Annotated in this window: 24 protein-coding genes; 20 read left to right on the forward strand and 4 right to left on the reverse strand. The window is 43.8% G+C overall.

Annotation, left to right across the window (positions count from 1 at the left end):
• Positions 1–79: 79 nt before the first annotated feature.
• The 10 genes from ACF8CV_RS12900 to ACF8CV_RS12945 all read left to right on the forward strand — a co-directional run bounded on the left by ACF8CV_RS12900 (position 80) and on the right by ACF8CV_RS12945 (position 7,651).
• A complete protein-coding gene (locus ACF8CV_RS12900; RefSeq protein ID WP_017448586.1) occupies positions 80–979 on the forward strand; it encodes a LysR family transcriptional regulator in 900 nt (299 codons plus the stop codon).
• A gap of 45 nt (positions 980–1,024) precedes the next feature.
• Entirely contained in the window at positions 1,025–1,675 is a 651-nt protein-coding gene (locus ACF8CV_RS12905) for a bifunctional 2-polyprenyl-6-hydroxyphenol methylase/3-demethylubiquinol 3-O-methyltransferase UbiG (protein WP_005495284.1), read from the forward strand.
• A 109-nt stretch (positions 1,676–1,784) separates the two neighbouring features.
• Positions 1,785–2,150 (forward strand): hypothetical protein, encoded by a 366-nt coding sequence (locus ACF8CV_RS12910; RefSeq protein WP_138938721.1) that lies wholly within the window; start codon positions 1,785–1,787, stop codon positions 2,148–2,150.
• 92 nt (positions 2,151–2,242) lie between these two features.
• Entirely contained in the window at positions 2,243–2,527 is a 285-nt protein-coding gene (locus tag ACF8CV_RS12915) for a putative quinol monooxygenase (RefSeq protein ID WP_025792189.1), read from the forward strand.
• A gap of 105 nt (positions 2,528–2,632) precedes the next feature.
• Positions 2,633–3,235: a histidine phosphatase family protein gene (locus ACF8CV_RS12920; protein ID WP_025498967.1), complete on the forward strand. Its 603-nt coding sequence runs from the start codon at positions 2,633–2,635 to the stop codon at positions 3,233–3,235.
• 148 nt (positions 3,236–3,383) lie between these two features.
• Positions 3,384–3,719, forward strand: a complete 336-nt coding sequence (locus ACF8CV_RS12925) for a hypothetical protein (protein WP_025609618.1) — start codon at positions 3,384–3,386, stop codon at positions 3,717–3,719.
• Complete coding sequence (locus ACF8CV_RS12930) at positions 3,719–4,195, forward strand: GNAT family N-acetyltransferase (protein ID WP_005480622.1); 477 nt, start codon at positions 3,719–3,721, stop codon at positions 4,193–4,195. The genes ACF8CV_RS12925 and ACF8CV_RS12930 overlap by 1 nt, the downstream gene beginning before the upstream one ends.
• Before the next feature lie 236 nt (positions 4,196–4,431).
• Complete coding sequence (locus ACF8CV_RS12935; RefSeq protein ID WP_171056009.1) at positions 4,432–5,850, forward strand: DASS family sodium-coupled anion symporter; 1,419 nt, start codon at positions 4,432–4,434, stop codon at positions 5,848–5,850.
• Between the two features lie 3 nt (positions 5,851–5,853).
• Entirely contained in the window at positions 5,854–7,191 is a 1,338-nt protein-coding gene (locus ACF8CV_RS12940; RefSeq protein ID WP_029850843.1) for a sensor histidine kinase, read from the forward strand.
• On the forward strand, positions 7,178–7,651 hold the full coding sequence (locus tag ACF8CV_RS12945) for a response regulator (RefSeq protein ID WP_005454901.1): 474 nt from the start codon (positions 7,178–7,180) through the stop codon (positions 7,649–7,651). The genes ACF8CV_RS12940 and ACF8CV_RS12945 overlap by 14 nt, the downstream gene beginning before the upstream one ends.
• A 108-nt stretch (positions 7,652–7,759) precedes the next feature.
• Here ACF8CV_RS12945 and scrG read toward each other — a convergent pair whose 3' ends face one another.
• The gene (gene scrG, locus ACF8CV_RS12950; RefSeq protein ID WP_011105816.1) at positions 7,760–9,559 is read right to left on the reverse strand and encodes a regulatory protein ScrG; all 1,800 of its coding nucleotides are present in this window, start codon (positions 9,557–9,559) and stop codon (positions 7,760–7,762) included.
• Between the two features lie 345 nt (positions 9,560–9,904).
• Between scrG and ACF8CV_RS12955 the strand changes: the two genes are divergently transcribed.
• The 4 genes from ACF8CV_RS12955 to ACF8CV_RS12970 all read left to right on the forward strand — a co-directional run bounded on the left by ACF8CV_RS12955 (position 9,905) and on the right by ACF8CV_RS12970 (position 14,563).
• Positions 9,905–11,116, forward strand: coding sequence for an HD-GYP domain-containing protein (locus ACF8CV_RS12955; RefSeq protein ID WP_031416109.1), 1,212 nt, complete (start codon positions 9,905–9,907; stop codon positions 11,114–11,116).
• Between the two features lie 200 nt (positions 11,117–11,316).
• Entirely contained in the window at positions 11,317–11,943 is a 627-nt protein-coding gene (locus ACF8CV_RS12960) for a LysE family translocator (RefSeq protein WP_025509711.1), read from the forward strand.
• Positions 11,944–12,122: 179 nt separating this feature from the next.
• A complete protein-coding gene (locus ACF8CV_RS12965) occupies positions 12,123–13,661 on the forward strand; it encodes a YjjI family glycine radical enzyme (RefSeq protein ID WP_196216418.1) in 1,539 nt (512 codons plus the stop codon).
• A gap of 20 nt (positions 13,662–13,681) precedes the next feature.
• Entirely contained in the window at positions 13,682–14,563 is an 882-nt protein-coding gene (locus ACF8CV_RS12970) for a YjjW family glycine radical enzyme activase (protein ID WP_025525318.1), read from the forward strand.
• A gap of 15 nt (positions 14,564–14,578) precedes the next feature.
• Here ACF8CV_RS12970 and ACF8CV_RS12975 read toward each other — a convergent pair whose 3' ends face one another.
• Positions 14,579–15,517 carry a LysR family transcriptional regulator gene (locus tag ACF8CV_RS12975; protein WP_025525319.1) on the reverse strand — a complete coding sequence of 313 codons (939 nt, stop codon included), beginning with the start codon at positions 15,515–15,517 and terminating at the stop codon, positions 14,579–14,581.
• A gap of 458 nt (positions 15,518–15,975) precedes the next feature.
• Between ACF8CV_RS12975 and ACF8CV_RS12980 the strand changes: the two genes are divergently transcribed.
• Positions 15,976–16,743: a TerC family protein gene (locus tag ACF8CV_RS12980; RefSeq protein ID WP_392417250.1), complete on the forward strand. Its 768-nt coding sequence runs from the start codon at positions 15,976–15,978 to the stop codon at positions 16,741–16,743.
• A 159-nt stretch (positions 16,744–16,902) separates the two neighbouring features.
• Positions 16,903–17,505 (forward strand): 2OG-Fe(II) oxygenase, encoded by a 603-nt coding sequence (locus tag ACF8CV_RS12985; RefSeq protein ID WP_005454888.1) that lies wholly within the window; start codon positions 16,903–16,905, stop codon positions 17,503–17,505.
• A 65-nt stretch (positions 17,506–17,570) separates the two neighbouring features.
• On the opposite strand, the gene ACF8CV_RS12990 is transcribed toward ACF8CV_RS12985, so the two are convergent.
• A complete protein-coding gene (locus ACF8CV_RS12990) occupies positions 17,571–18,836 on the reverse strand; it encodes an HD-GYP domain-containing protein (protein WP_005480753.1) in 1,266 nt (421 codons plus the stop codon).
• 576 nt (positions 18,837–19,412) lie between these two features.
• On the opposite strand from ACF8CV_RS12990, the gene ACF8CV_RS12995 reads away from it, so the two are divergent.
• The 4 genes from ACF8CV_RS12995 to ACF8CV_RS13010 all read left to right on the forward strand — a co-directional run bounded on the left by ACF8CV_RS12995 (position 19,413) and on the right by ACF8CV_RS13010 (position 23,658).
• Positions 19,413–20,603, forward strand: a complete 1,191-nt coding sequence (locus ACF8CV_RS12995) for an iron-containing alcohol dehydrogenase (RefSeq protein ID WP_138938718.1) — start codon at positions 19,413–19,415, stop codon at positions 20,601–20,603.
• Between the two features lie 175 nt (positions 20,604–20,778).
• Positions 20,779–21,984 (forward strand): aromatic amino acid transport family protein, encoded by a 1,206-nt coding sequence (locus ACF8CV_RS13000; protein WP_005455065.1) that lies wholly within the window; start codon positions 20,779–20,781, stop codon positions 21,982–21,984.
• Positions 21,985–22,224: 240 nt separating this feature from the next.
• Positions 22,225–23,349 carry an HD-GYP domain-containing protein gene (locus ACF8CV_RS13005; RefSeq protein ID WP_138938717.1) on the forward strand — a complete coding sequence of 375 codons (1,125 nt, stop codon included), beginning with the start codon at positions 22,225–22,227 and terminating at the stop codon, positions 23,347–23,349.
• Between the two features lie 90 nt (positions 23,350–23,439).
• Positions 23,440–23,658: a hypothetical protein gene (locus tag ACF8CV_RS13010; protein WP_005455055.1), complete on the forward strand. Its 219-nt coding sequence runs from the start codon at positions 23,440–23,442 to the stop codon at positions 23,656–23,658.
• 150 nt (positions 23,659–23,808) lie between these two features.
• Here the strand turns inward: ACF8CV_RS13010 and ACF8CV_RS13015 are convergent, their stop codons facing one another.
• Positions 23,809–24,357, reverse strand: coding sequence for a hypothetical protein (locus ACF8CV_RS13015; RefSeq protein ID WP_138938716.1), 549 nt, complete (start codon positions 24,355–24,357; stop codon positions 23,809–23,811).
• Between the last annotated feature and the right edge of the window lie 187 nt (positions 24,358–24,544).

Genomic DNA, 24,544 nt, shown 5'->3' on the forward strand with positions numbered 1-24,544 from the left:
CACATCTCACTCATTTCTAATGACACGACGGTGAATGATAGTGATATTTTGAGTAAGTCACTGAACGTGGGGGAATAACATGACGTTTAACTTTGAGCAGCTGTTGGCATTTGTCACTGTGTATGAAGAATTATCATTTAGTAAAGCAGCCGTTAAGCTCAATAAGCACCGAACGACAACGGGGCAAGTCATCAGCAATCTTGAAGATCAGTTGGCTATCACTTTATTTGACCGAGTAGGCCGTTCTGTTGAGCCTACCGAAGATGGTCACTTGCTTTATCACTACGCCAAGAAAACAGTCGAACAGGCGAGGATATTTGAAAACATCGCACTGAGCCTTTCTTTCGGAGGTTTGGAGCGCGTGGTGATTGCCTATTCGAGCTTTATGCCGCCTTCTGCTTTGTTCATGATTCGCAAACAACTAGCGAAAGATTTTCCGACCATGCGTGTTGAGTTATTAGTGCGTGATCGCGCTGAAATCAAGCGCGGTATTGTTGATGGCTCAATCCACTTTGGATTAGTTAATGTGCACGAAAGTAGCGCGATGCACAGTATGGACTCGGTTTTTTTAGGCCACGTCGAGTTCGTTCCTTATGTTCAAGCTGGTGGACGGTTAGCGAAATTAGATCAGAACTCAGTTGTTGACGCGATGGTGACCGAGAGACAGTTCATTCTAAAATCGCTAGTTGATGAAGGCTTAAAAGAGAAATTCATATTTTCAGCCAATAATGAGCAAGTTGATCAGCTCTCCGTTGTCATCAATATGGTGCGAGAGGGGTTAGGGTGGTCGTGGCTACCCAAAGCATTAACCAAGCCTCAGTTTAAAGCAGAGGGTATCGAGCCAGTGAGTATCGACCTAATGCTAGAAGGGATGAAGCTGCCGCTTTCAATGTGGTGCCCACACGCGAAATATTTAAAGGATATTAAAGCGTCGATAATGCACGCAGTACATGAACATGTTGAGTCGTACAACCCGTAATATATTGATAGGTCGATAGCGCTTTAACGTAAGGAATTATCAAGGATGAATATGAGATCGAACTACCATGTCCACGAGGATATGTATGTTCAAGCCCGAAAAGAGGGCTGGGAAGGATGGGGAGGCAATGAGCGCATATCGCAAGCCATTCTTGTTCAGCGCTTTACTGAGCTAGAAGGAGCTCCGACTTTTGGCAAACTCTTGGAAGTTGGCTGCGGCGAAGGGCATCACTGTCGAGCATTTTTTAAATTAGGCTTTGAAGTAACAGGTATTGATATTTCACCGACTGCCATATCTTGGGCAAAAGAAAAAGCGAGAGATACTGGCATTCAAGGGGCGTTTTACGTCGCGGACTTGACCGAGAAAACGCTTGAGATTCCAGAGATCTATGATGTGGTGATCGACGGAAACTGTTTACACTGCATCATTGGTGAAGATCGGAATACTTTTCTAGGTCATATCTATAATTCTTTGGTTGAAAATGGCGTTTTCTTTGTGAGCAGCTTGTGTGCCAAAGACAGTAATAGCTACGAAATCACCAAAAATGACCATGTTTATCGACATGTATCTTCACAACAATCTTTGATTACGGAACTAGAACAGTCAGGCTTTCGTGTGGTTACTGCAAACGTCTACGAACGAGATGAGATAAATCACATTACTATACATGCTGTAAAAGTTGTTTATTCGCAATGAAATCGGTATTGTTTCCAGTCACGCCTTAGATAGCCATTATTAACTATTTATCAAACTCTTATCTAAGGTTTTTATTTCTATTTGCTTGCCGGAAATCAGAAAAATACTAATGAAAATAATATCCAAAGCGTTATTGGCAACGTGTTTTATTGCCTTTACTAGTGTTGCTTCACAGCTTGAAGAGCCTCAAACTGCGGTTTTAAACTACGGACAAACCTCGGTTTCAGCACCGATACAGGTTGATCGAGGATTTGACGCCGTTGAAGACAATGATGAGGAAATCATCGAGCTCTCAGGCTCCGTGATTAAGGAATATTCGGATTACGTTGTTGATGTGCTTGTGGTTCGCAAAAGTAAATCTCGTCACTCAAGTCGTGAGTTAAAAACCACGCTCTTTGTCCAGCAAGATCAGCTTGGAAAACCAATGATGATTGGTGGCGTGAACAACGAGGTGTTTACCATCACGTTAAAATAATTGGGTAACCTTTCAATCAGTATTAATGGTTTTAACGCATAACTTTTCGGTTATGCGTTTTTTGTAGGTAGTAACATAGCGATGGAGTCGTGATGCCCAAAGTCATATTAAAAGGATTTATATTGGTGCCTGAAGAGGAACTTGAAACGGTAAAAAGTGCGCTGCCTATTCATATGCGATTAACTAAAAGCGAGGCTGGGTGCCTTGTGTTTCAAGTGGTGGAAAACCCTGACAACCCGTTGCGCTTTGATGTGTACGAAGAGTTTACAAATCGAGATACGTTTGAGCACCATCAACTCCGAGTCAAAGATTCAGACTGGGGGCGGGTGACCGTGAATGTTGAGCGCCATTATGAAATTTTGGATGTTCAGGAATAATGAGGCGAGTCATTCTGTGTCAAATTTGACTCAAATAGTGTTTTTTGCCCAGTTGGCGACTTTACGTTAGCTTACCTATTAATTTAAACCGTTTAAGGTAAAGAAATGACGAGAAGAATATTCGTATTGCGCCATGGTGAAACAGAGTTTAACGCAGATAAAAAGTTACAAGGTCACTGTAACTCTTCACTGACATCTAAAGGCAGCGACCAAGCAAGACGCGTTGGCACGACGCTCAAACAGTATGTTGAAAACCGTCCTTTCCGTGTCTACTCAAGTACGCTTGGGAGAGCACTGCAAACATCGCAAATCGTATGTGAAGAGCTTAACTACTCGTATGAAAACCTCAACAAAGAGCCTAGGTTAAAAGAGTTTTCTCTTGGTGAGTGGGAGCAAAGAACGATTCCCAGCTTAGTGCAAGAAATTCCCAACTTACTGGCTCAAAATGACTGGTACCTTCAAGCGCCAAACTGTGAAACTTATGAGTCGGTAAGGGAGCGTTTGTCCTGCTGGCTGAGTGATGTAACGCATGACGAAGACATTGTCGTGGTGAGCCATGGGCTAACAGGCATCGTGCTAAGAGGATTGCTGTTGGGTATGGATTACACTCAAGTTTGGCAGCAAGATTTACCTCAAGATGCCTTTTTCATTATCGAAGACGGTCGAATCACTCGTGTCAACTGTGTGGATACTGTTGAGGTAGTCTGACTTGATTTGTTTATGTTTGCGTCTGCTTGATTTTGGTCAGTAATCAAAATAACTTAGTACACAGGCTTATAGAAAATACGCTTGCAAGGCTGATCATGGACGATTGGTCTCAAATGTACATTTATAGAATGCAATTCAAGGATGGATGATGACGTACAAACAGTGGTTTTTTGCCGCAGCGCTGCTTTTAAGTGGCCCAACTTTACTGCCTTTTACTCTAGAGGCTATTGTGTTGATAGAAATCATCGGAATGGCGGGAGTGGTGGCACTTTATAGCGCTTATTCACAATGGCTTTTTAAACATCCGTTAACGGTTCGGGCTTGTGAGGTCGCGACGAGCCTAGATATCCAGCCTCAAAGAGTTATTACTAAACCAGATTTACGCTCTCTGCCTTATTTGTTTCCGCACTACTTGCCAATCAATACTTTGTTAGTGAGCGCGATTGTGACCACGTTTTTGTTTCGTCTGTCTGGAACACTGTAATGATGCTTTCAATACGCAGCTATCGCGCTGATGATGCGCCAACACTATGGACGCTCTTCTACCATACGGTTCGAGAAGTAAACTGCCGCGATTACCAAACAGATCAAGTGAAAGCTTGGGCTCCCGATGATTTTGAACGACAAACTTGGCAAGCAAGGATGGACACCATTACCCCATTTATTGCCGAAATTGAAGGTGAGATTGTCGGTTACGCGGACTTACAGCCAGATGGTTTCATTGACCATTTCTTTTGTCATCATCGGCATCAAAGGACAGGTGTTGGCCGCGCATTGATGGCTCATATTTTCTCTCAAGCGGAGTCATTAGCGTTACCGTATTTGTACTCAGAGGTCAGTATCACTGCTCGTCCGTTCTTTGAACGAATGGGATTTAAAGTGATTAAACATCAAGAAGTTGAAGTGAGAGGACAACACTTAACTAATTATGTGATGAAGAAGTATCTATCGCGTAATTAGTGAGCTTGGACACAGATAAGAGATGTTTTCTGATGTGAATTCCAGTTCATTGATCTAAGACCAAAATTTCGTTTCAAAACAGTGTACATAATCTCTACTCAGAGTTATCAAACAGGTATGTTTCTATCTCACAACCGCAAAGTTGTTCATAAAAATCAGATTGATAGAAAGATGACTGAATGTGGCTCGAAATGCCTAATGTCATGGCCAACCAACTCAGGAAGAGTAGTAGTACTATGCGCCCATATCTCAAATACATCATCCCAACGGTGATTCCGTTATTTATTTGGCTGATGCCTTTGTCAGCGTTTCCTTTTGACGGCATCACCATCGTCCAACAGCGAGTTATCGCGATCTTTTTGCTGGCAGCGCTCTGTTGGGTGTTCGAGCCTATTCCAATTTATGCCACGTCGGTGGTGATCATCGTGCTTGAGTTATTGCTCGTTTCGAACAAAGGCATTGTCTTGTTTAGAACACAAGAAGGGCTGCCTCATTTTGGCGAACTACTGCAATACCACGAAATCATGGCTACCTTTGCAAGCCCAATCATCATGCTGTTTTTAGGTGGTTTTTTCTTAGCAATGGCCGCAACCAAATATCGTTTGGATGTGAACCTCGCTAGGGTGTTGCTCAAGCCGTTTGGGCAAAACCCTAAGTTTGTCATGTTAGGCCTGATGCTGATCACCGCAATATTCTCGATGTTTATGTCGAATACCGCGACCACCGCGATGATGTTGTCGATATTAACGCCAGTTATCGCCGTGTTTGGGCCTCAAGACCCGGGTCGAATTGCATTCGCGCTTTGTATTCCTGTTGCTGCAAACATCGGTGGTATTGGTACGCCAATCGGTACGCCACCAAACGCGATTGCTTTGAAATACCTCGTGGGTGATAACTTGATTACCTTTGGGGAATGGATGGTGTTCGGCGTACCATTTGTGGTGATCATGATGGCGCTCGCTTGGCTTCTGATAGGTTATTTATACAAAGCCGAGCAGACGAAAATTGATCTGAACATCAAAAGTAAGTTCCTAAAAACACCAAAGGCGATGATTGTTTACGTCACATTCGCTGGCACCATCATTCTTTGGTTGATGGGCTCAGCACATGGCATGAACTCATACACCGTCGCTTTAATTCCGGTTGCCGTGTTCTCGCTGACAGGGATCATCAACAAAGAAGACCTCAAAAAGATCTCTTGGGATGTGCTTTGGTTAGTATCGGGTGGTATTGCTCTCGGTTTAGCGCTCGACAAAACAGGGCTTGCGAAGCTGGTGGTGCACAGTATTCCGTTTGATGAATTCTCGCCTTATGTGGTGCTATTCGGCGCGGCATTCCTCTGCTTACTAATGGCAAACTTTATGTCACACACGGCCACAGCCAACTTGCTGATGCCAATAATGGCTGCGCTTGGTACGTCCATGGCTTCTTTAACGCCATTAGGAGGTGAAGTCACGCTTATTCTTGTTGTGACCTTCGCGGCTTCGCTTGGTATGTCACTGCCTATCAGTACGCCGCCTAACGCACTCGCGCATGCCACTGGGCATGTAGAAAGTAGCCAAATGGCGAAAGTGGGTGCGGTACTTGGTATTGTTGGTGTGCTGCTAAGCTTTGTGATGGTGTGGATTCTTCATACGGTTGGGCATATTGGGTAATACATGTACGAAACCAAGTTAGATGCGTTAGTAGAACGCTACTTTAATCATATCGAACGTCGGCTGACTGTGTTGGCCGGCTCCGTATTGATCGAACAGCAAGGCTACAACGACCGTCTATACTATGTGCTCTCTGGCGAGCTTGCTGGCTTCTATGCGGACGAAGACAGAAAGCCCATTCAGGTATTTTCTGCTTCTCAAGGGGCATTTATTGGAGTGCACAGTTTTTTTTCAGGAACATGGACTGCCTCATCTACGGTTGTTGCACAAACCGATGTAGAACTTGCGTGGATAGAACGCGATACGCCAGCCGTTGAAGAAGAAACTTACGGGCCATTAACCACACAGTTTATGCCCGTTATGGTGAATGAGTTGTCTCGCCGTCAGCGCCGCGCGATGCAAGAAGCGATAGCAAAAGAAAAGGCGCTGCAAAAGCTCCACACCGCAGAGCAAATGACAACACTCGGTCAGTTAGCTGCAGGTATCGCACACGAACTTAACAATGCGATTGGTGTGGTCAGCAGTAAGTCGGAGCGTTTAGAGTCCGTCATTATGACGCTGCTTGAAGAAGTGCATCCAGAGGCGAGTCAGTTCTTTGATTTTGGTTTGATGCAAGGGCAAAAAGTATCGTCTAGTGAAGCGAGAAAGCGCGGTCGTCATTTCGAAAAATATTATGGGTTGCCTAAAGAGTTGGCGCGTGATTTAGCGCGAGCCGTGCCGAGTAACTACCTCTCGGAGCATTGGTTAAAAAGGCCAGAAGAGGCGATTCGTTACTGGCAAGTTGGGCGAGACCTGCATGACTTGCGTATCGCGTCTAAGCATACGGTGGGCATTGTTCGTTCCGTTAAGCAATTGGGCAGAACGGATATCGACCTTGATGAGGCCATCAACATCAATGATTCGATAAATCGTGCGTTGGCGTTGCTGCAGAGTGATTTGAGGCGCGTTAGTGTGCGTTTCAGCCCTGCAGAACTGCCGATTTTTGTTGGATCGCAAACTGAGCTTGTTCAAATTTGGGTGAATATTTTAAAAAATGCGTGCGATGCGATGATTAACATTGAGTCGCCGACCATTGAAATTCATACACGCGTGAGCAAAGGAAAGATTTTAGTCACGATCGCCAACAACGGCCCTGAAATTGATGAGGCCACACGCCGAAAAATCTTTAGGCCGAACTTTACAACGAAGAAGGGCGGATTGTCTTTTGGGTTGGGGCTTGGGCTCTCGATCGTTAAACGAATTATTGCAGGTTACAACGGTTCCATTGTCGTAAAAAGTGACAGTGAAAAGACCATTTTTAGAATCAAATTACCGGTAGAGGGTGAACATGGAGAAGCTTAATTTAATTTGCGTTGATGACCAACGAGAGGTATTAAGTGCGGTTCTACAAGATCTAGAACCGTTGAATAAATGGTTGAATATTGAGGATTGTGAGTCTGCTGATGAAGTGCTTGAGCTGATGGATGAGCTTGATGCAGATGGTGAAATGATCGCGTTAATTATTTCGGATCACGTGATGCCAGGTAAAACGGGTGTTGAGCTGCTGACGGAAATTTCCAAAGACAGCCGCTTTGTTCGCACTCGCAAAGTCTTGTTGACTGGGCAGGCCACGCACACTGATACGATCAATGCGATTAACTCTGCGGGCATCGATCGATATTTCGAAAAGCCTTGGCAAGCCAATCAGTTGATTGAGTGCGTAAGAAACCTCGTTACACAATACATTTTTGATATGGGGCTCGATTACACGCAATATCACGAGCACTTAGATCAAAACGTTGTGTTTGACCGCTTAAGATAGGTGGGTAAAGTTAACCTGAGTTTTCGCCACAGCCACGTTCTGTTTCGATGTAAAAACCGGTAACTAAACGGTGGCTGTGCGGAACAGGTGAGAATTCCAAAATTCGAACTATGAATTCAATGAATATCGGCTAGCACTTGCGACAGACAAGGGTTTTGAGAACCAGTAACCTTGTAAATAGTCGACGCCCATCTGAGTAAAGAAGTCGCACATCTTCGCATCCTCAATGCCTTCAATCACTACCTCAATATTGTTCTCGTGGCACATTGCAATCAAAAACTTTAGGTACTCTCGCGAAGAGTGGTTTGTCAGCGTTTTCCAAGCCATCGATTTATCGATTTTTATCTGCGTCATCGGTAAATCAAAGAAGCAGTTTAAAGAACTGTACCCGGAACCAAAGTCATCCAAAGACAACGCAAAGCCCAACTCACGAAGCGTGTTTAAGGGGGCCATAGCCGTTTGGTTGTTATCCAAAATGAATGTTTCGGTGAGCTCTAGCACGATAGACTGAGGTGCGACGCCAGCCTCGTCAGCCATGGCTTTGATTCTTGAGGGAAACTCACCATTCATAAGCTGCAGAACGGAGACGTTTACGTTCACTCTTACTTCATTTTGGTAGCGTTCACGGTATTGTTTTATGAACTGACAAGCTTTCGCGAACACTTGATAGCCTAGCTCGACGATCAAGCCTTTGTTCTCGGCTACGGGAATAAACTCATCGGGATAAATTTCGCCAAACTCTTTGCTACGCCAGCGAACGAGAGATTCAAAACTCACCACTTCGGAGCTTTTTGCATTAATGATTGGTTGAAACTTCACACTCAAGGTTTGCTTTTCTAGTGCGCTTTTCAAACCTTGTTCGATAAAAAAGTAACGATCTACCGCGTGTTGAGTGCGTTGGCTGTAAATGGCAATCCTATCTTTATTTTGTTCACTGGCGTATTGGCATGTTCTTGCAGCTTTACGCAAAATTTCATCCGCAGAGTGCGCAGGGTCGATACAAGGGTACAAGCCAATGCTGATGTTACTGCCAAGATACTGGCCTTCTTCCACCACGGCTTCGTGATAGGTTTGTTTTATCGTCTCAGCGTAAGCTTGAAGCGTGTCTATTGAGCAATCGTCCTGAATTAAAATTGCGAAATCGTCATCATGTACGCGATACACTGAGCAGTTGGGGGATGGCAGATGACTGAGCGTTTGCAGCAGCTTTTCCACCAAACCATTGACCAGTTCATTGCCGTACTGGTTCAGATAGGATTTGATCTCATTGATTTGGATGTAGCAAATCGACGTTGGCGTGTCTGTCGAACAGACGTGTTCTTCAATATCAAGCAGCAAATGCGCGCGGTTTGCCATACCTGAGGCGTTATCATGGAACGCGACTTGATGAATGTAGCTTTCCATTAATTTACGTTCAGAAATGTCGCGATGGCTACCCACCATATAATGGCCATGCTCAGTTTCTTTGGTCATCGCAACGCCTTCAATCCAAACGTATTGCCCGTTGGGTTTGCGCAGGCGGTAAGTGGTTGTGACGCGCTTATTGTCGGTATTAATGTGGGCATCGACGCGCTTGGACAATCTTTCCCTATCCAACGGATGCACCAAATCCAACCAACGATCTAGGTTGATGCGTCCAGCATTGATTCCAAGTTGCTCATAAAATCCCTGATTGTAGAAAACCATCGTCCCGAACTCGTCCATGTAGAAGAGGCCTTCGTTGAACACATCAAAGATATGAATAAAGCGTTCTTCGACGATCTTGAGAAACTCGCGATCATTGTCTGAGGCCTGTTGATCAAAAATGGTGGTCAAGACATGTCCTCCTCGTGCCTTACTGGCAACAGAGATGAGTGGGCGTTCCTGTAACAGGGAAATGAAGTAATCATGCGCATTATTAAGATACAAATGCTAATTTAAAATAGTAGACAGTCATGTTCTTGCGCTTTCAAATGAATAAAACTTCGTTCAGTTTAACTTGCTGATCATCGATATTTATAAAACTTAGTCAACAGTAAATCGTGTTTATATGAAATAGTTATTGATGCATTCCTCAAATTATTAAAATTAGTTAATAATGCTGTCATTTCTTGAGCTAAGTCCATAAAAATAAAATGGTTTTATGAAGTGAATCGCTCTATTAATTGATTGAATGCTCATTAATTGAAATGAATTGAGGATTCTTATAACAGCTATGCGCGATATCTTTTATAATGCACGCGTTACCTAATAGTATTTAATAAATGTCACCATATGCAGTACAACCCAGAAGACTCAATTAAAATTGCAATCGCAGATGTTGCTGTCGGCATGTTTGTTACCGCGATAGAGCATAACAAACGAGTCAATTTAGCCAATGCTGGTCGAGTTTCGAGCGCAGAAGGCATTAAAAAGCTTCGCGCAAGTGGCGTGAAATTCGTTTGGGTTGATCAATCACTTTCTGCTCAGCAGTGCGTATTCAAACCCGTCGAAGAACCTATCGATATCGAAGTAGGGGATAAAACGCTTTCCGTATCAAGCAAAGTACAACGTGCGTATCGCTCGCGAGAAGTCCAACACAAGCGTGCTAAAAAGCTGATTGCGGAAGCAAAAGGCCTAGCGCAGAAACTTCTCAACCAAACTTTTGAAGGCAAAGTTATCCAAGTCGACGAGATTGAATCGTGGGCGGATGACATGATCGAAAGTGTATTTATTGATTCAGACGCTTTGCAGTGTGTTTCTGCATTGCGCCAGAAAGATTCTTATTTACTCGAGCATTCAGTAAATGTCGCCTGTCTGCTGGTTTCGTTCGGCAAACACTTAGGCTTAGACAAAGATACCCTCAAGCAATTGGCGATTGGTGGCATCATTCACGATGTAGGTAAAATCAAAGTGGACGATAAAATTCTTCACAAGCCAGCGCGTTTAACGCCAGAAGAGTTTGAGCACATGAAGTTGCACCAAGTCTTCGCGGGCGAGATCATCGTTGAAGTGAAAGGGTTGAGCGATGTCAGCCGAGACGTGTGTTTAATGCATCATGAAAAGCTTGATGGAACAGGGTATCCGCGCGGACTATCGGACGACGAGATTCCGATTCATGGTCGCATGAGTTGTATCGTCGATATATATGATGCACTCACCGCTGATCGTTGCTACAAAAAAGGCATGAGCTCAGCAGAAGCATTTAAGATTTTGCTCAGTCTAACGCCTTTCCATCTCGACCATGATCTGGTTTACAAGTTCATTAACTGCATTGGTGTGTATCCAGTAGGTTCTATCGTGGAACTCAGTGATGGCCGAGTGGGTATTGTGTGGTCTTCGAATCCATCTCAAGCGTTAAAGCCAGAAGTGAAATGTTTCTACTCCCGTAAGTACAAACGATACATTGATGTCGCAATGGTGGATTTAAAAACAAGTACGCACAAAATTGAAAGAGCGATAGCGCCTTCATCTTTAGAAATCGATCCAAAACCGTTCTATGACTAAATCAGTGCTTAGCTTGAATCATTACTGACTATTTTCTTTACACTATTGCATATAGCGAGTATTTTGGTTGCATAATTAATGCGCAATTAGGATTGCGCATTTGCCTCAAAAATACGTTTCAAGGATAGAAGCGTCGATGCTACATCACTTAGCTTAAGGCTTAATCTGTGGCATCAAACCATGATTGGAAAGGAGCGCCAATGCAACTCGATACTTGGATTTACTACACTCTCGCGATACTCGTTCTCACTGCTTCTCCTGGGCCAAGTTCTCTACTTTGCTTAAGTAAAGGCGTCAGCAGCGGTTTTCGCCTCGCACTGACGACGGCTCTAGGCAGTTTAAGTGCGATCACCATCATTCTTACCCTTTCTTTTACAGGTTTAGGCGTTGTGATTGCGTCTTCTGAGTTCGTGTTTAACATCATCAAATGGTGTGGTGCGGCATATTTGATTTGGTTAGGCATTCAAGCATTTCGATCAAAACAAAACGATTTTTCGAAGTCCGGTTCTGCACAGGTGTCAACCAGCCACGTCAGCGCCTATACCAGTGGTTTTATCGTTGGTTCCAGTAATCCGAAAGCCATTATTTTCTTTACGGCACTATTCCCACAATTCATTGACCCAACCGCTTCGCTGTTGACCCAATATGCGATTTTCGCGGGTACGTTCGTAGTATTCGAATTGAGCTGGTTAACCTTTTACGCTTTATTAGGGGTGAAAACATCCAATTGGTTATTTGAAGCAGGACGAGCTAAGTTGTTCAATCGTTTAACGGGTGGGGTGTTTATCAGTGCTGGTGTGATGCTATCCACGGCGAATCGCAGCTAGATTGTGATGTAACCCCTAATTTAGGGATAGCTTATTTCCAATATGGAAATTAACGGTTTGTTTTTTTTCATTAGTGGCAAGGCTTAACTAGGCGTAAAATTCAATCTAGCCCTTTAGGGGTAATGGTCTGTACCTACCCAGATCCAGATGTCGTGGTCTTTTTTGCAGGAACATCCTTGATGACAAGCCTATCTGAACTCCAACAGCGTTTTCTCAATATCGCAACTGACGGCCGTTTGTCTCCGAAACAGAAGTCTAACTTTCTCGCTTTAGAAGCCGAAGCATGTATTCCATACATGCCCATTTCTGAAGCACTTCGTGAAGCGATGAGCGATGGCGTAATCTGTGACATGTTTGAAGGTCATGCGCCTTTTAAACCGCGTTACGTTTTACCTGACTATGCTAAGTTTTTATCTCAAGGCTCTGAGTATTTGGAGTTGTCATCTGCAGAAGATTTTGATGATGCGCTAAATATGCTTACCATCATCTATCATCATGTGCCGTCTGTTACCAATATTCCCGTGTATTTAGGGCAGTTAGACGACGTCCTGATGCCTTATGTAGGCGACCAAACTGAAGCGCAGATTTACAAAAAACTTCGACATTTCTGGATCATGTTGGATCGCACGTTGCCGGATGCCTTCATGCACGTGAATATCGGGCCGACAGACAACATTATCTGTCGCACTATTTTGCGTGTGGACGCAGAGCTCAAGCAAATTGCACCAAATCTCACGTTTATGTACGACGAATCGATCACACCAGATGATTTGTTACGTCAGGCGACGAAAAATATTTGTGACTGTAGCAAGCCTCATATTGCGAATTACCCAATTCACGCAAATGCTTATGACGGAGCGCGGTTTGGTATCGTCAGTTGCTACAACTCACTCCCGCTAGCTGGTGGTTCAAACACGCTTGTACGCATGAATCTAAAAGAAGTGGCGAAACGTGCAGCAAGTCGCGACGATTTTTTCAGTAATGTATTACCGACGTATCATCAACTAATGACGGAGTTGATGGATGCAAGAAGCTCGCACTTGCATGAACAATCACAGTTCTTCCAAGGCTTCTTAACCCAAGAAGGCTTGATTGAAGAGTCACGCTTTGCGCCAATGTACGGCATTTATGGTATGGCTGAAGCGGTCAACTTACTTCTTGAAAAAGAAGGGCAAACTTCCCTCTACGGACAAGACGAACATGCAAATGCATTAGGCCACGAAATTTCAGCGACACTAGCGAAATTGGTTGATTCTACGCCTGTGAGATATGGCTTAGAGGGCAAAGCGTTGTTGCATGCTCAAGGTGGTATCAGTCTAGATCTGGATGTGACGCCAGGAGTGCGCCTTCCTTACGGTAACGAGCCAGACCCTGTTACTTATGTACAAGCAACTGCGGCGCATCATCAATATTATCGAGCGGGTATCAGCGATATTCTAACGATTGATGAAACGGTGAAGTCAAACCCAGAAGCCATGTTCAATTTATGCAAGGGCGCGTTGAACGCGGGGTATCGAGAGTTCACCGCAAACGTCGCATCGAATGATTTAGTTCGAGTGACCGGTTATATGGTGAAGTTATCTGATATCGCGAAATACGAAGCAGAAGGTTCCCGTACTAATACGACGTTTTTGGGCGCTGAAGCGGCGAAAAACACAGGAATTTTAGAGCGTTCACCACGAGTGGTGAGCCAAGAAATGTCGCCAGTCTACAAGTAACTGGTGACGGAAAGAACAAGATGTCTAGACGAAGTGAAAGCCTTTTGGCGAAAGTAACTCGTATCCTTCCTTTCTCTTGTGTTGATGGGCCAGGAAATCGTCTAGTCATCTTTCTACAAGGTTGTAACTATCAGTGTTTGAACTGTCACAACCCTCACACTATCAACCATTGTAATCACTGTGGTGATTGTGTTGCAGAGTGTCCGGCAGGCGCATTGAAGTTCGACGAAAGCAACAACGTTGTTTGGCTTAAAGAGGAGTGCACCCACTGCGATCATTGTATAGAGATATGTCAGAACCAATCTAATCCAAAAATTACTGACTACTCTGTGCCGACAATGCTCGATTTGATACGAAAACAACGCTTTTTTATTAGCGGTGTGACGGTATCCGGTGGGGAATCTACCTTACAACTTCCTTTCATTATTGAGCTGTTTAAAGGGATCAAGCGGGATCCTGAACTACAGCACCTCACCTGTTTCATCGACAGCAATGGTTCATTGTCAGTCTCGGGATGGTTGCGTGTCTTACCTTTTATGGATGGCGCAATGATTGATTTAAAATCGTGGCAAACCGACACACATCGTTGGTTAACTGGCCGAGAACATCACCGAGTTTTTCAGACGATTGAGTTTCTTGCAGAACAACAAAAGCTGCACGAAGTACGTCTTCTGCATATTCCTGGTAAAAGTGACTTAGATACGGAAATCGAATCGGTAGGGCGGTATCTTAATGCGCTACCAAGCTCGGTACACGTTCGCCTCAATGCCTTTCAACATCATGGCGTGGTAGGAGAGGCACGTAGCTGGGACAAGTGTTCAAAAGAAGAGATAGAGCAACTAAAGAAACAGCTTGGAAAGTTTGTTGATCGTCCTATCGCTGTTCCTTCCGTATGCGTTTAGAGCTGCCTCTTATCTTTACACACCGCAGCCTTCGAGCTCTTTACAAGCATCAAGCAATTGTTGTTGTAGCCATCTCAGAGCAGGATCATTGAGACTCGCTTTGTTCCACACCAAGCTGTAAGCCACTTGCCCGTAATCAAACGGTAAAGAGCGCTGCACTAAACCTTTCGCTTGATGTGCGACTCCCGCCCAAAGTTTTGAACATGTAAATAGATAATCGGAATGATGGCACATGACGGCTGCCGAACCGAAATCTGCCACACGCATCGCCATATTACGTTTTGAATGCTGCTGAGTGAGGTTTTGCTCGAAGTAAGGCTGAGAAAGATCTTTATCGTGAATCCCGATGTGGCGAGCGCAAAGATAGCCTTCAATCGACAGGGGCGCTTTAGCTAACGGGTTTGATTCGCCCATTAAACACACCATTTCATCTTTCAAGATTGTTTGCCAAACCAAGTCTTTATTTTGAGTTGGCGGCTGGCTGATGTCATGCGGCAGCAACAAAAAGTCGACTTGTCCTCTCACTAGTGAATCAAAACTCATCTCTTCTTTTGCATGGACGCTTAAGTGAGCATTGTTCCCCAACTGTTGAGAAATGCGCGTTAACACGGGAGCAAACAGCTCAAAAGAACTGCCTCTCATCGACAGAGAAAACGTACCTTGATAATAAGCTGGGTTGAATGAACCTTGGTGCAATAGGCCGTTCATACTAGACAGAATACCGTGAATGGACGGGCCAATATTCAACGCAAATGGTGTGGGCACCAAACGCGTACCATCACGATAGAAAAGATCATCTTTGAGCGTTTCACGCAACTGGCTTAACGTTTTACTGACACTAGAAGGCGTCACACAAAGTCGCTCGGCCGCCTGAGTGACACTGTGAGTTGTCAGCAACATGTGAAGGACGGTGAGGTGTTTTAAGCTAATGCGCGATAGAGCGATATAATCCATGAGAGCGATGATTTCTTGTGATTTCTGCCAGTATATCAGCATGAAACAAATTTTTACTATTGATCACTGAGTAAAAATAGCATCTTTTTCTTTGAGCTCAATGGAATAGCTTAAGGTCCATTGTTGGCTTTATTTGATAAAAGATGCTTGGCAGACTTGTCGTTTTATTTGCCGAATATCTGAATATGCTTGATATAGAAGCGTTCCGAATGGGGATGTTCCTTAAGCCTACACTATAAACTTTTCCGAGTGATAAACAGATGAGGGGTGAGATGGAAAGAATCCTTTAGAGCACAAATAAAGACACTAGTTTTTGTGTTGAAAAGAGTATTGTGTTGCAAACCAAGAGGTGCTTAACTCTAGATCCCTAAGTAACAGAGGTATAAATAATTAATGGACGACCCCTTTAGTCGACTGAACCCTTCTCCGTATCGCTTCCACTCTCAGGAGGCATACTCATGTTAGAACTTTTCATGCAGCCTGAAGCATGGGTGATATTTGCCACCTTATTTGCTCTCGAAGTTGTTTTAGGCGTAGATAACGTCGTTTTTATTTCCGTTTTATGTGAAAGATTGCCATCCCACCAGAGAAAGCTCGCACGAAATCTAGGTATTGGTCTCGCGGTGTTAGCGCGTATTGGATTGGTGTTTTCTATCACATGGATCATGCAACTTACACAGCCACTATTTAGCGTTGCAGACCATGCGGTGACAGGTCGAGATATGATAATGATCTTGGGTGGTGCGTTTTTGTTAGCGAAAAGCTTAAAAGAGCTTTGGAGCTGGTTAACTCACAACGAAACCAATCACTCTAACCATGTACGCACGGGATTGGCGGTGGTTTTGTTACAAATCGTTGCGGTTGATGCGGTATTCTCGATGGACTCTGTCATCACAGCAGTCGGTTTAACAAGTGAAGTACCACTTATGGTTGCTGCAATTATTGCTTCTGCATTGGTCATGGTTATGACTGCTGAGAAGATCAATAACCTAGTTACCCGTTACCCTGGTTTCAAAACCTTAGCGCTACTGTTCCTAGTATTGCTGGGTGGCTTGCTGATGGCCGAAGGCTTCGCAATCCATATCAATAAAGGGTATGTGTACTTTGCGATGGCGTTTGGTTTAGTGCTGGAACTCAGTCACATCCAACTAAAGAACAAACAACGCCGAACTATCCAGCGAATCAGACCGATGCATCAACCAACCGTGGTCTATGGTGCCCGATAACTTATTAATTTAGCCGCTCAAGAGAGCGGTTTTTTGTGTGCTTTTCTTTCAATTTTATTTACTGATTCAGAATTTGTCGTTTCGACAAAAAGTTGCATTTGTTGCATTGGATTGAATTTTTTATATAAACCGCCCAATCCACACGAGTGAATAAAATAAATGAACAAGCTGATCGATGCGTTAGCAACGGATGGTTACTACATTTGGGATGACTTTCTTTCTGAAGACGAAGTAACCCAATTACGTGATTGCATACCGGATAATTGGAAGAAAGCACGCATTGGTCGAAATGATGATGTGACCCGAATTGAATCAATTCGCAGTGACAAAATTCAATGGTTAAAACCAGCTATGGGCCAGCCAATCGCGAATTATTTGAGCAAAATGGAAGAGATTCGACAAGAGGTTAACCGCCATTTTTTCTTGGGTTTGTTTGAGTATGAAGCACACTTTGCAAAGTACGAAAAAGGCGATTTTTACCAAAAACACCTTGATTGCTTTAAAGGGAACGAAAACCGTCGCTTAACCACGGTGTTCTACATGAATGAATCTTGGAGTGAAGAGGACGCGGGCGAACTGGTCGTCTATGACCTCAATGACAAAGAAATCGCGACAATACCGCCTCGTGGGGGGCGTCTACTGGTGTTCTTATCTGAACAGTTTCCTCATGAAGTGCTGCCGACTAACGCGGAGCGTTTCAGTATCGCAGGCTGGTTCAGAATTAATGGTGTGAGAGATAACCTTCTGGATATCGCGAGTTAACATCTAGGCACTAAATACTAAAAAGGGCGCGTGATGCGCCCTTTTTAATGTCCGGAAATCGGCTTTTAGTGGCAAATAGATATGTTGTAGCAAGCCGTCATATTCTGCTCTAACACTTCATAGACGTGAGCGCAGAGTTTATTCTGCTCAATTAGGTCATCCATGATCTCAGCAATTTGTGTTTGGCTCATTCGTCCTCGATAAGGGCGATCTTGCGATAGTGCCTGAAACACATCGGCAACGGCAATAATGCGAGAAGGGATGTCGAGTTCTTCTGCTGTTTTATGGTAAGGGTAGCCAGAGCCGTCCAAGCGTTCATGGTGATTTGAAGCCCATTCTGCGATTTTGGCGTTTGGGAACACCTTATGCAGCGCAAGTTGAGTATCTATCGTATGTCGTTTGATTCTCGTGTATTCCTGCTTACTGAGCGCGCCTTCCTTATGTAGAATTTCATCCGGCGTCTTTAGCTTACCTATGTCGTGAACCAAACCGGCAATAAACAGCATTTCTTGGTCGTGTTCATCGAGTCCTAATTTGCCCGCCAAATAGCGCGATAACTCAGCAACTTTCTGCGAGTGTTGATAAGTAAATGGGCTTTTCGCATCGACAATGCGCGCCAGAAATAATCCAAGGCTGTTCATGTCCCAAATGGTTAACTGTTTTTGTAACCAATCAATGCTCTTAAAATTCAGACCAATGGTTTCGATGTTTTCTGATTCCATTGCGAACCAAAATCCGTCGGTCATGATGAGCTTAACCATAGCTTCGCACATAACGGGATTAAATAAGGTGCCAGCATTCGCCAATACACATTCTGCAATCAATTCCTCATGCAGCGTGACAATGTCACAGTGGCAGTTCATTACATAGCGTGCACGCATGAAGTCTAGTCGATCAGAAAGGTAGAGTAGGGCCGCAACGTCTTTTTCGAATTCAGGCAGGTCGAGATGTTGCAGCTCATCCCAATGGGTGTGGTGATAAAGCACTGGAACGGCAAATTGACTTAAAAGGCGACATTGTTTGAGCGTTTGGTAGCCGCGCAGACAGTGTGCTTTGGCATCTTGAGGGATGAGCTCGTCCAGCAGCATTTTATGTTCTTGCGTTTCAGAGACGCCACAATCGTGAATCATGCCTGCAAAGTAACAAAACTCTGCTTTCTTTAAATCCCAATTTAAGGCTAGAGCACATTGGTAGGCGATGTATGCGACGCGGTGACTGTGGTGAGTGTCATCGACACCTACATAGTCGAGTGCACGGGCGACCCAGATAAGTGCTTGTTTTAGATCGACTTCAAAACCCGCAATAGCATCGGGAGAGGAAGAATGCTTCATTATTTATACCGACATGTTTTTAAGCCCACGCAAACCGACATCATGGCCTGATATTTAGAGAAAGGGCGCGACAGCGAAAAGAACCCTTAAAGGTGGGCTATTTGGACGTAATTTTAATTATGGCGTAGATAATAATCCTAGTTGCATAAGAATATCACTCGAAGCTCACTGTTTAACGTCAGTTCTTTGAGCTGAGTATTGGTTTTAAAAGATTCTTGTTGCTTTGGTTGACTTCTTTGAAAACGACAATAAATCATGATGCAACGTATTCTTATTTCTACTTTTGACTAAAACATCAGCACACAAAGGGGGAGAGACGACTTTAGGGTTTTCGGCCTCAAAGTGACGGTGCACGTTTTGCTGCCACTCTCAATGTAATTCGTAAGGACGGTGCAGATGGAATACCTATTGTGGTGGTCACTGTAGGAAAGAAAATATCCCCATTTTGTTTCTTAATTAGCTCAATGAGTTAAAGGAAGAAAAGGTAAACGACTCGATTGCGAATTTGTGAAGCCGCAAAGAAGAGTTGCCTGAAAAAACTACTAGACTAATTGCTCCAACTCAAAAGGAATTTGTATGTTGAAACATTGTTTGTATCGCAGTTACACCAAAGGGCTAAAAATCGCCGCGCATGTGCTGCCACTTCCACGGCCGACGCTGTTTTCTGGTTCGGGAGCCGTATCTGAGTTGTTGGAGGCGATATCTGATCTAGGTTTTCGACGTTTGTTGCTAGTGACCGATGAGGGATTAGTTCGAATCGGTATGGTAGGTAAAGTCTTGGAGCAAACGCAGGGGTTGGGTTTACAGGTGGGCGTGTTTTCTGAAGTAAAACCAGACCCAACTTACGATCAAGTGGAAGATGGATTACGTGTTTACAACGCCTCTCAATCGGAAGCCATTTTGGCGTTAGGTGGCGGATCTGCCATTGACTGTGCAAAAGTGATTGCTGCAAGAGTAAGTAACAAGCGCTCAATCAAAAAGCTCTCAGGACTTTTCAAAGTATGGCGAACCCCAGCGCCTCTGTTTGTTATTCCAACCACTTCTGGCACTGGTTCTGAAGTGACGATCGCGGCAGTGGTTTCAGACCCAGACACACATTTAAAAACGCCCTTGATGGACCCGAAACTGGTGCCGATTATGGCCGCGCTCGATCCTGACTTGCTTATCGGTTTGCCAGCCAAAATCACTGCTGACACAGGGATTGATGCGTTAACTCATGCGGTAGAAGCCTACATTTCGCGCAATGCGACACCAGAAACTCAAGCGTATTCAGTCGCTGCAATCAAATTGATATTTCGTTATTTACCCAAAGCAGTGGCTCAGGGGGGAGATATTGAAGCTCGATACAAAATGGCCATGGCGTCTTACTACGCAGGGTTAGCTTTTACCAAGGCAAGTCTAGGGTACGTGCATGCTTTTGCGCACAACTTAGGGGCAAGGTATGGTTTGCCACATGGCATGGCAAATGGATTAGCGTTGCTACCCGTCTTAAAGTTCTCTTTGCCTGAAATTGAAGATGAGCTAAGAACGCTTGCCGAGAAGACCAATATCAATACGAAAGACAAACCAAGTGCTGAGCATTTCTTGGTACAGATTGAATCCTTGTACGATGCTATTGGTATCGAAAAATGCACAACAGCCATAAAACAAGATGATATCGAAGACTTGGTTGACCTGATTCTGAAAGAGGCACATTGGAATTACCCCGTTCCCAAGTTTATGAATTCTGAAGAATGCGCTCGCTTATTGATAGAAATAAGCGCTTAGATTGTATTGTGTAAACATAATTTTACGGTCGTGGTTTTTTATCCTTACACTTTGCTTGATCTTCTCTCAAAGATCCTACAATATCGTGTTTATTACAAAGATGGTGTCAGTTTTGGTGCGCCGTTGCCCGATCTGATGCTGATAACCGCCAATAAGATGTAAAGATAAATATACAATGAGTCGTTCTAAAGTGTTTGGTAGTACCCTAATTATTGCTGGTACTACAATTGGGGCTGGTATGCTAGCTCTTCCTCTTGCCTCCGCTGGCATTGGTTTTACTACATCACTGATCATCATGTTGAGTTTGTGGGCATTGATGGCCTTTACTGCGTTACTGATGCTTGAACTTCACCAATATGCTGAAAGTAGTGCAACACTTCATACCTTGGCGAAACAAATCCTTGGTCAAAAGGGTAAGTGGGTTGCCAGTTTTGCGATGCTATTTTTGTTCTACTCATTGTGTGCGGCATACATCGCTGGTGGCGGTGCCCAATTTGGTGACCGCTTATCTCAGTGGTTTGAGTTAGACATTTCTGGCCCGACAGCGACAGTGATTTTCACTCTGATCGTTACTTTAGTGGTGACTATTGGTACAGGAACAGTTGATAAAGTAAACCGCGTGTTGTTTGCGTTAAAGCTAGTCGCGATGGTTGCGGTACTGTCATTTTTAGCGCCAAACGTTACCGAGTCATACTTGCTAAGCATGCCTATCGAACAGGGACTTATTGTTGCGGCGATTCCAGTGATTTTCACATCGTTTGGTTTCCACGGCAGTATTCCTGCAATCGTAAACTACCTAGATGGCGATACGTCATCTTTGCGCAAAGCGGTTATTGTTGGTTCGACGATTCCTTTAGTTATCTACATTTTCTGGCAAATCGTTACCTTAGGCGTAGTAAGCCAAGATGCGCTTATTGAAAACGGTGGCTTGAGTGCACTTATTGGTCAATTATCTCAAACTGTTCACAAATCCAACTTGAGCAGCATTGTAGGTGTATTTGCCGACCTTGCACTTCTCACCTCGTTTTTAGGTGTGAGCTTAGGTTTGTTCGAATTTTTAGGTGATACGATCAAAGGCAAAAGTGAGAAACCAAATCGCTTGTTAGCTGCAGTGATTACGTTTACTCCACCACTTGGTTTTGCGCTTTTTTACCCACAAGGCTTCATTATGGCGCTGGGTTACGCGGCAATTGCATTGGCTATTCTTGCGATTTTCCTTCCTCTTGTCATGGTGATCAAGGTTCGTCGTTCCGATGATTTCTCAGGTGAATATCGTGTCGCAGGTGGGCAAGGAGCGCTGGTCGTCACTGGTATAGCGGGTACGGGCATCGTTTTAGCGCAAGTGCTAATTACTTTAGGTGTATTACCTGCTCTAGGTTAGTTCCACTGTTTAAATTGAACGCGAAAAGCCAATAGGGAAACCTGTTGGCTTTTTTAATCTGGATCAAATTACCGTAAGATATTCGGTGAAAAAATTGGCGGAAAACTGTTTTTATTTCGTACACTTAGATTGTGGTATATCAATTATTTAAGTGGGGAAAAGCCGCTCTAAGATCATCAAAATTTCTGACAGAAAGGAGCTTTTTCTTCTGGTTTCTCTACTTGGGTGTGGAGGTGAAGTATGGCGCACCGGAGTTTTTACCCGTTTGCTAAACCGCTTAATGAGCAACTGCAAACGTTGAAGAATAGAATGCAGGCACATTTGCCGTGTATCGATAGGGTGTCGTTTGCGAAATATCATCCTCATCAAGACATGCTCAAATCTTTCGCCGAAAGTGAATTTGATACTTGGTGCTTGGCCCATCATGAGGCGCCGTTTAGAAAGCTCCACAACCTTACTATCTCCGCTGAAAAAGCAATACCACGTATTGTCGATGATATTCACGACATCAATCATTGTTCCCGCATACAAACCCTGCTTAAAGAAGGCTATCAGTCATCAGTCGCGATTCCTTGCTATGACAACAAAGCCTTTACCGGATTTGTCTTTTTAAATTCTGCCCAGCCCCAAGCTTTTAAGCTTGAAGCATTGAATGGACTTAAGCCTTATTTTGAGATGGTTCAATTTGCTGTTGAGTCTGAGGATCATGTCGTTCATGCCATCGAAACGCTTGCCGATCGAATGCAGGGTATGATGCCGGGTTATTCGCCAGAATATTATGCCCATACTAAACGGATGAAATATTACAGCCAGTTAATCGCCACACAACTCGCGGATCATCATCATTTCAATGACGAAACGGTTGAGCATATTGGTACGTTTGCGCAGTTTCATGCATTGAGCGATATTCAACTGCCGATAGAAATAGCCTGTAGTAGAACACGTTACACGAGAGAGCAGGAGGCGATTCTTCTTCAACATATCGAGCAGTGTATCGAATCTGCAGACGATATAGTGGCGCGTATTGGTAATCCAGTTCACCCAAGCGTGACGCTGTTTTTGCAGATGATTACGTACCAATACGAAAACCTTAATGGTTCTGGTTATCCGTACGGTTTGAAGAAAGAGGCGATCCCAATTGCAGCGCAAATCGTTGCGGTGGCTAACGCATTCGATGTGCTTACGACTCATCACCCATATCGCCAAGCTTGGTCGATACCTTACGCCTTGCTTGAGTTGGAGAAATGGGTGTATCAAGGATTGTTGTCCAGAGAATGTGTCAACGCGCTGCGTGAGCATCAAAATTATCTAAAACAAATCATCCATAAATATCCTGAGCACTACACAGGCTTAGGGCTGATGTAATCCCCGTAAACGAAGGAGTACGAATATTGACTAGGAGGAAATTATAAACAATACTGTTTTTATATACAGTATCTGGTTTGGAGGTGAAGTATGTTGTGGGAAACCCTTGAGAGAGTAAACCGCTTACGCCAACAAGCACTTGCGAACCCTGAGTTTGTGCAGTCAGCGAAAGAGCACGAAGAAGCACTTCAGGAGCAAGAATATCACTATCATGCAAAGAAAAAGCGTTCAGCCAAAGACAAACAAGGTAAGAAGTCACTGGCCGATATCTATAAAGAAGTAGAATTTGGCGCTGACGCTCGTCATTAAATTAACCGCTATGGCGTCATTTCAATCCTTCAACGCCATAGGTCAAAAACGAGAACTCAAGTATCTCGAGTTTACTTGAGTTGAATATCAGTCTTGCATTTTTATTGTATTAACGTGTAGATAAACACCCCTAAATTTAGGGGTGTTTAATTAGATGTCTGCTTTGCGTACAAAGTGAGGATTTTTGTATTTCTTCTCTGGACCAAAAGTGGATATAACCAATTTGTTCCACAGTGTTTTGTCGAACTCGCCTTTTGGAATGGAAGGGTAGAGTGTTTCTTCTTCTTCCCTTGCAAAATTCATGTACTGCTTTTTCTTGATTTGGTTGTATTTTTTCGCAATCTGATTGTGTTTTTGAACCCACTCCAATTTGTATTTTCGAAGTGCCTTTTCACCATCTTCTGCATTCATACGCGACATGAACAGCCGCTTATACGATACCTTTCTATCTAACATGGTACGCATGACTGTTTGGATGTACTTACCGTGGTGCGTAATGGTGATGTCGTTTTCGTCAATAGGAGTAACACACCAGCCTTTAGGTAGAAAGTCTGGTTTTTTTAACTGTTTATTACGCTCCATTAGCGCCTGATGTAAAACCAAATCAGAGGTGCCGCGGAACGTTTTTTGCCATTTACCGATACGAATTTGAATCGAACCAGGCAAGCGATAGATGTTAGTAAACTTATCTTTGTCCATGGACTTGTGTCATGAGATTAATATGCAATATGAGAAATAGGTAATCAGCTCACCGAGTCATCGGCAAGAAGTTGAGCTGAAGTTCGTTACGATTTTACAATGACCTTGCGTTATATAGCGAGGGGTTATGTCAATAATAGGTAAGAAATAAAAAATTAGTTTAAATTGTGAATGGATTTAACTAAAT

Origin of the sequence: Vibrio sp. zbq_1, assembly GCF_043102935.1 — a bacterium.
Taxonomy (GTDB): Bacteria; Pseudomonadota; Gammaproteobacteria; order Enterobacterales; family Vibrionaceae; genus Vibrio; species Vibrio parahaemolyticus.

Excerpts from the sequence above, each read along its gene's own strand:
- ACF8CV_RS12925 (WP_025609618.1), top strand. The coding sequence starts at position 3,384 with ATGACGTACAAACAGTGGTTTTTTGCCGCAGCGCTGCTTTTAAGTGGC.
- ACF8CV_RS12900 (WP_017448586.1), top strand. The coding sequence starts at position 80 with ATGACGTTTAACTTTGAGCAGCTGTTGGCATTTGTCACTGTGTATGAA.
- ACF8CV_RS12945 (WP_005454901.1), top strand. The coding sequence starts at position 7,178 with ATGGAGAAGCTTAATTTAATTTGCGTTGATGACCAACGAGAGGTATTA.
- ACF8CV_RS12940 (WP_029850843.1), top strand. The coding sequence starts at position 5,854 with ATGTACGAAACCAAGTTAGATGCGTTAGTAGAACGCTACTTTAATCAT.
- ACF8CV_RS12960 (WP_025509711.1), top strand. The coding sequence starts at position 11,317 with ATGCAACTCGATACTTGGATTTACTACACTCTCGCGATACTCGTTCTC.
- ACF8CV_RS13015 (WP_138938716.1), bottom strand. The coding sequence starts at position 24,357 with ATGGACAAAGATAAGTTTACTAACATCTATCGCTTGCCTGGTTCGATT.
- ACF8CV_RS13005 (WP_138938717.1), top strand. The coding sequence starts at position 22,225 with ATGGCGCACCGGAGTTTTTACCCGTTTGCTAAACCGCTTAATGAGCAA.
- ACF8CV_RS12985 (WP_005454888.1), top strand. The coding sequence starts at position 16,903 with ATGAACAAGCTGATCGATGCGTTAGCAACGGATGGTTACTACATTTGG.
- ACF8CV_RS13010 (WP_005455055.1), top strand. The coding sequence starts at position 23,440 with ATGTTGTGGGAAACCCTTGAGAGAGTAAACCGCTTACGCCAACAAGCA.
- ACF8CV_RS12955 (WP_031416109.1), top strand. The coding sequence starts at position 9,905 with ATGCAGTACAACCCAGAAGACTCAATTAAAATTGCAATCGCAGATGTT.
- ACF8CV_RS13000 (WP_005455065.1), top strand. The coding sequence starts at position 20,779 with ATGAGTCGTTCTAAAGTGTTTGGTAGTACCCTAATTATTGCTGGTACT.
- ACF8CV_RS12920 (WP_025498967.1), top strand. The coding sequence starts at position 2,633 with ATGACGAGAAGAATATTCGTATTGCGCCATGGTGAAACAGAGTTTAAC.
- ACF8CV_RS12990 (WP_005480753.1), bottom strand. The coding sequence starts at position 18,836 with ATGAAGCATTCTTCCTCTCCCGATGCTATTGCGGGTTTTGAAGTCGAT.
- ACF8CV_RS12905 (WP_005495284.1), top strand. The coding sequence starts at position 1,025 with ATGAATATGAGATCGAACTACCATGTCCACGAGGATATGTATGTTCAA.
- ACF8CV_RS12965 (WP_196216418.1), top strand. The coding sequence starts at position 12,123 with ATGACAAGCCTATCTGAACTCCAACAGCGTTTTCTCAATATCGCAACT.
- ACF8CV_RS12980 (WP_392417250.1), top strand. The coding sequence starts at position 15,976 with ATGTTAGAACTTTTCATGCAGCCTGAAGCATGGGTGATATTTGCCACC.
- ACF8CV_RS12910 (WP_138938721.1), top strand. The coding sequence starts at position 1,785 with ATGAAAATAATATCCAAAGCGTTATTGGCAACGTGTTTTATTGCCTTT.
- ACF8CV_RS12975 (WP_025525319.1), bottom strand. The coding sequence starts at position 15,517 with ATGGATTATATCGCTCTATCGCGCATTAGCTTAAAACACCTCACCGTC.
- ACF8CV_RS12915 (WP_025792189.1), top strand. The coding sequence starts at position 2,243 with ATGCCCAAAGTCATATTAAAAGGATTTATATTGGTGCCTGAAGAGGAA.
- ACF8CV_RS12935 (WP_171056009.1), top strand. The coding sequence starts at position 4,432 with ATGCGCCCATATCTCAAATACATCATCCCAACGGTGATTCCGTTATTT.
- ACF8CV_RS12930 (WP_005480622.1), top strand. The coding sequence starts at position 3,719 with ATGATGCTTTCAATACGCAGCTATCGCGCTGATGATGCGCCAACACTA.
- ACF8CV_RS12970 (WP_025525318.1), top strand. The coding sequence starts at position 13,682 with ATGTCTAGACGAAGTGAAAGCCTTTTGGCGAAAGTAACTCGTATCCTT.
- ACF8CV_RS12995 (WP_138938718.1), top strand. The coding sequence starts at position 19,413 with ATGTTGAAACATTGTTTGTATCGCAGTTACACCAAAGGGCTAAAAATC.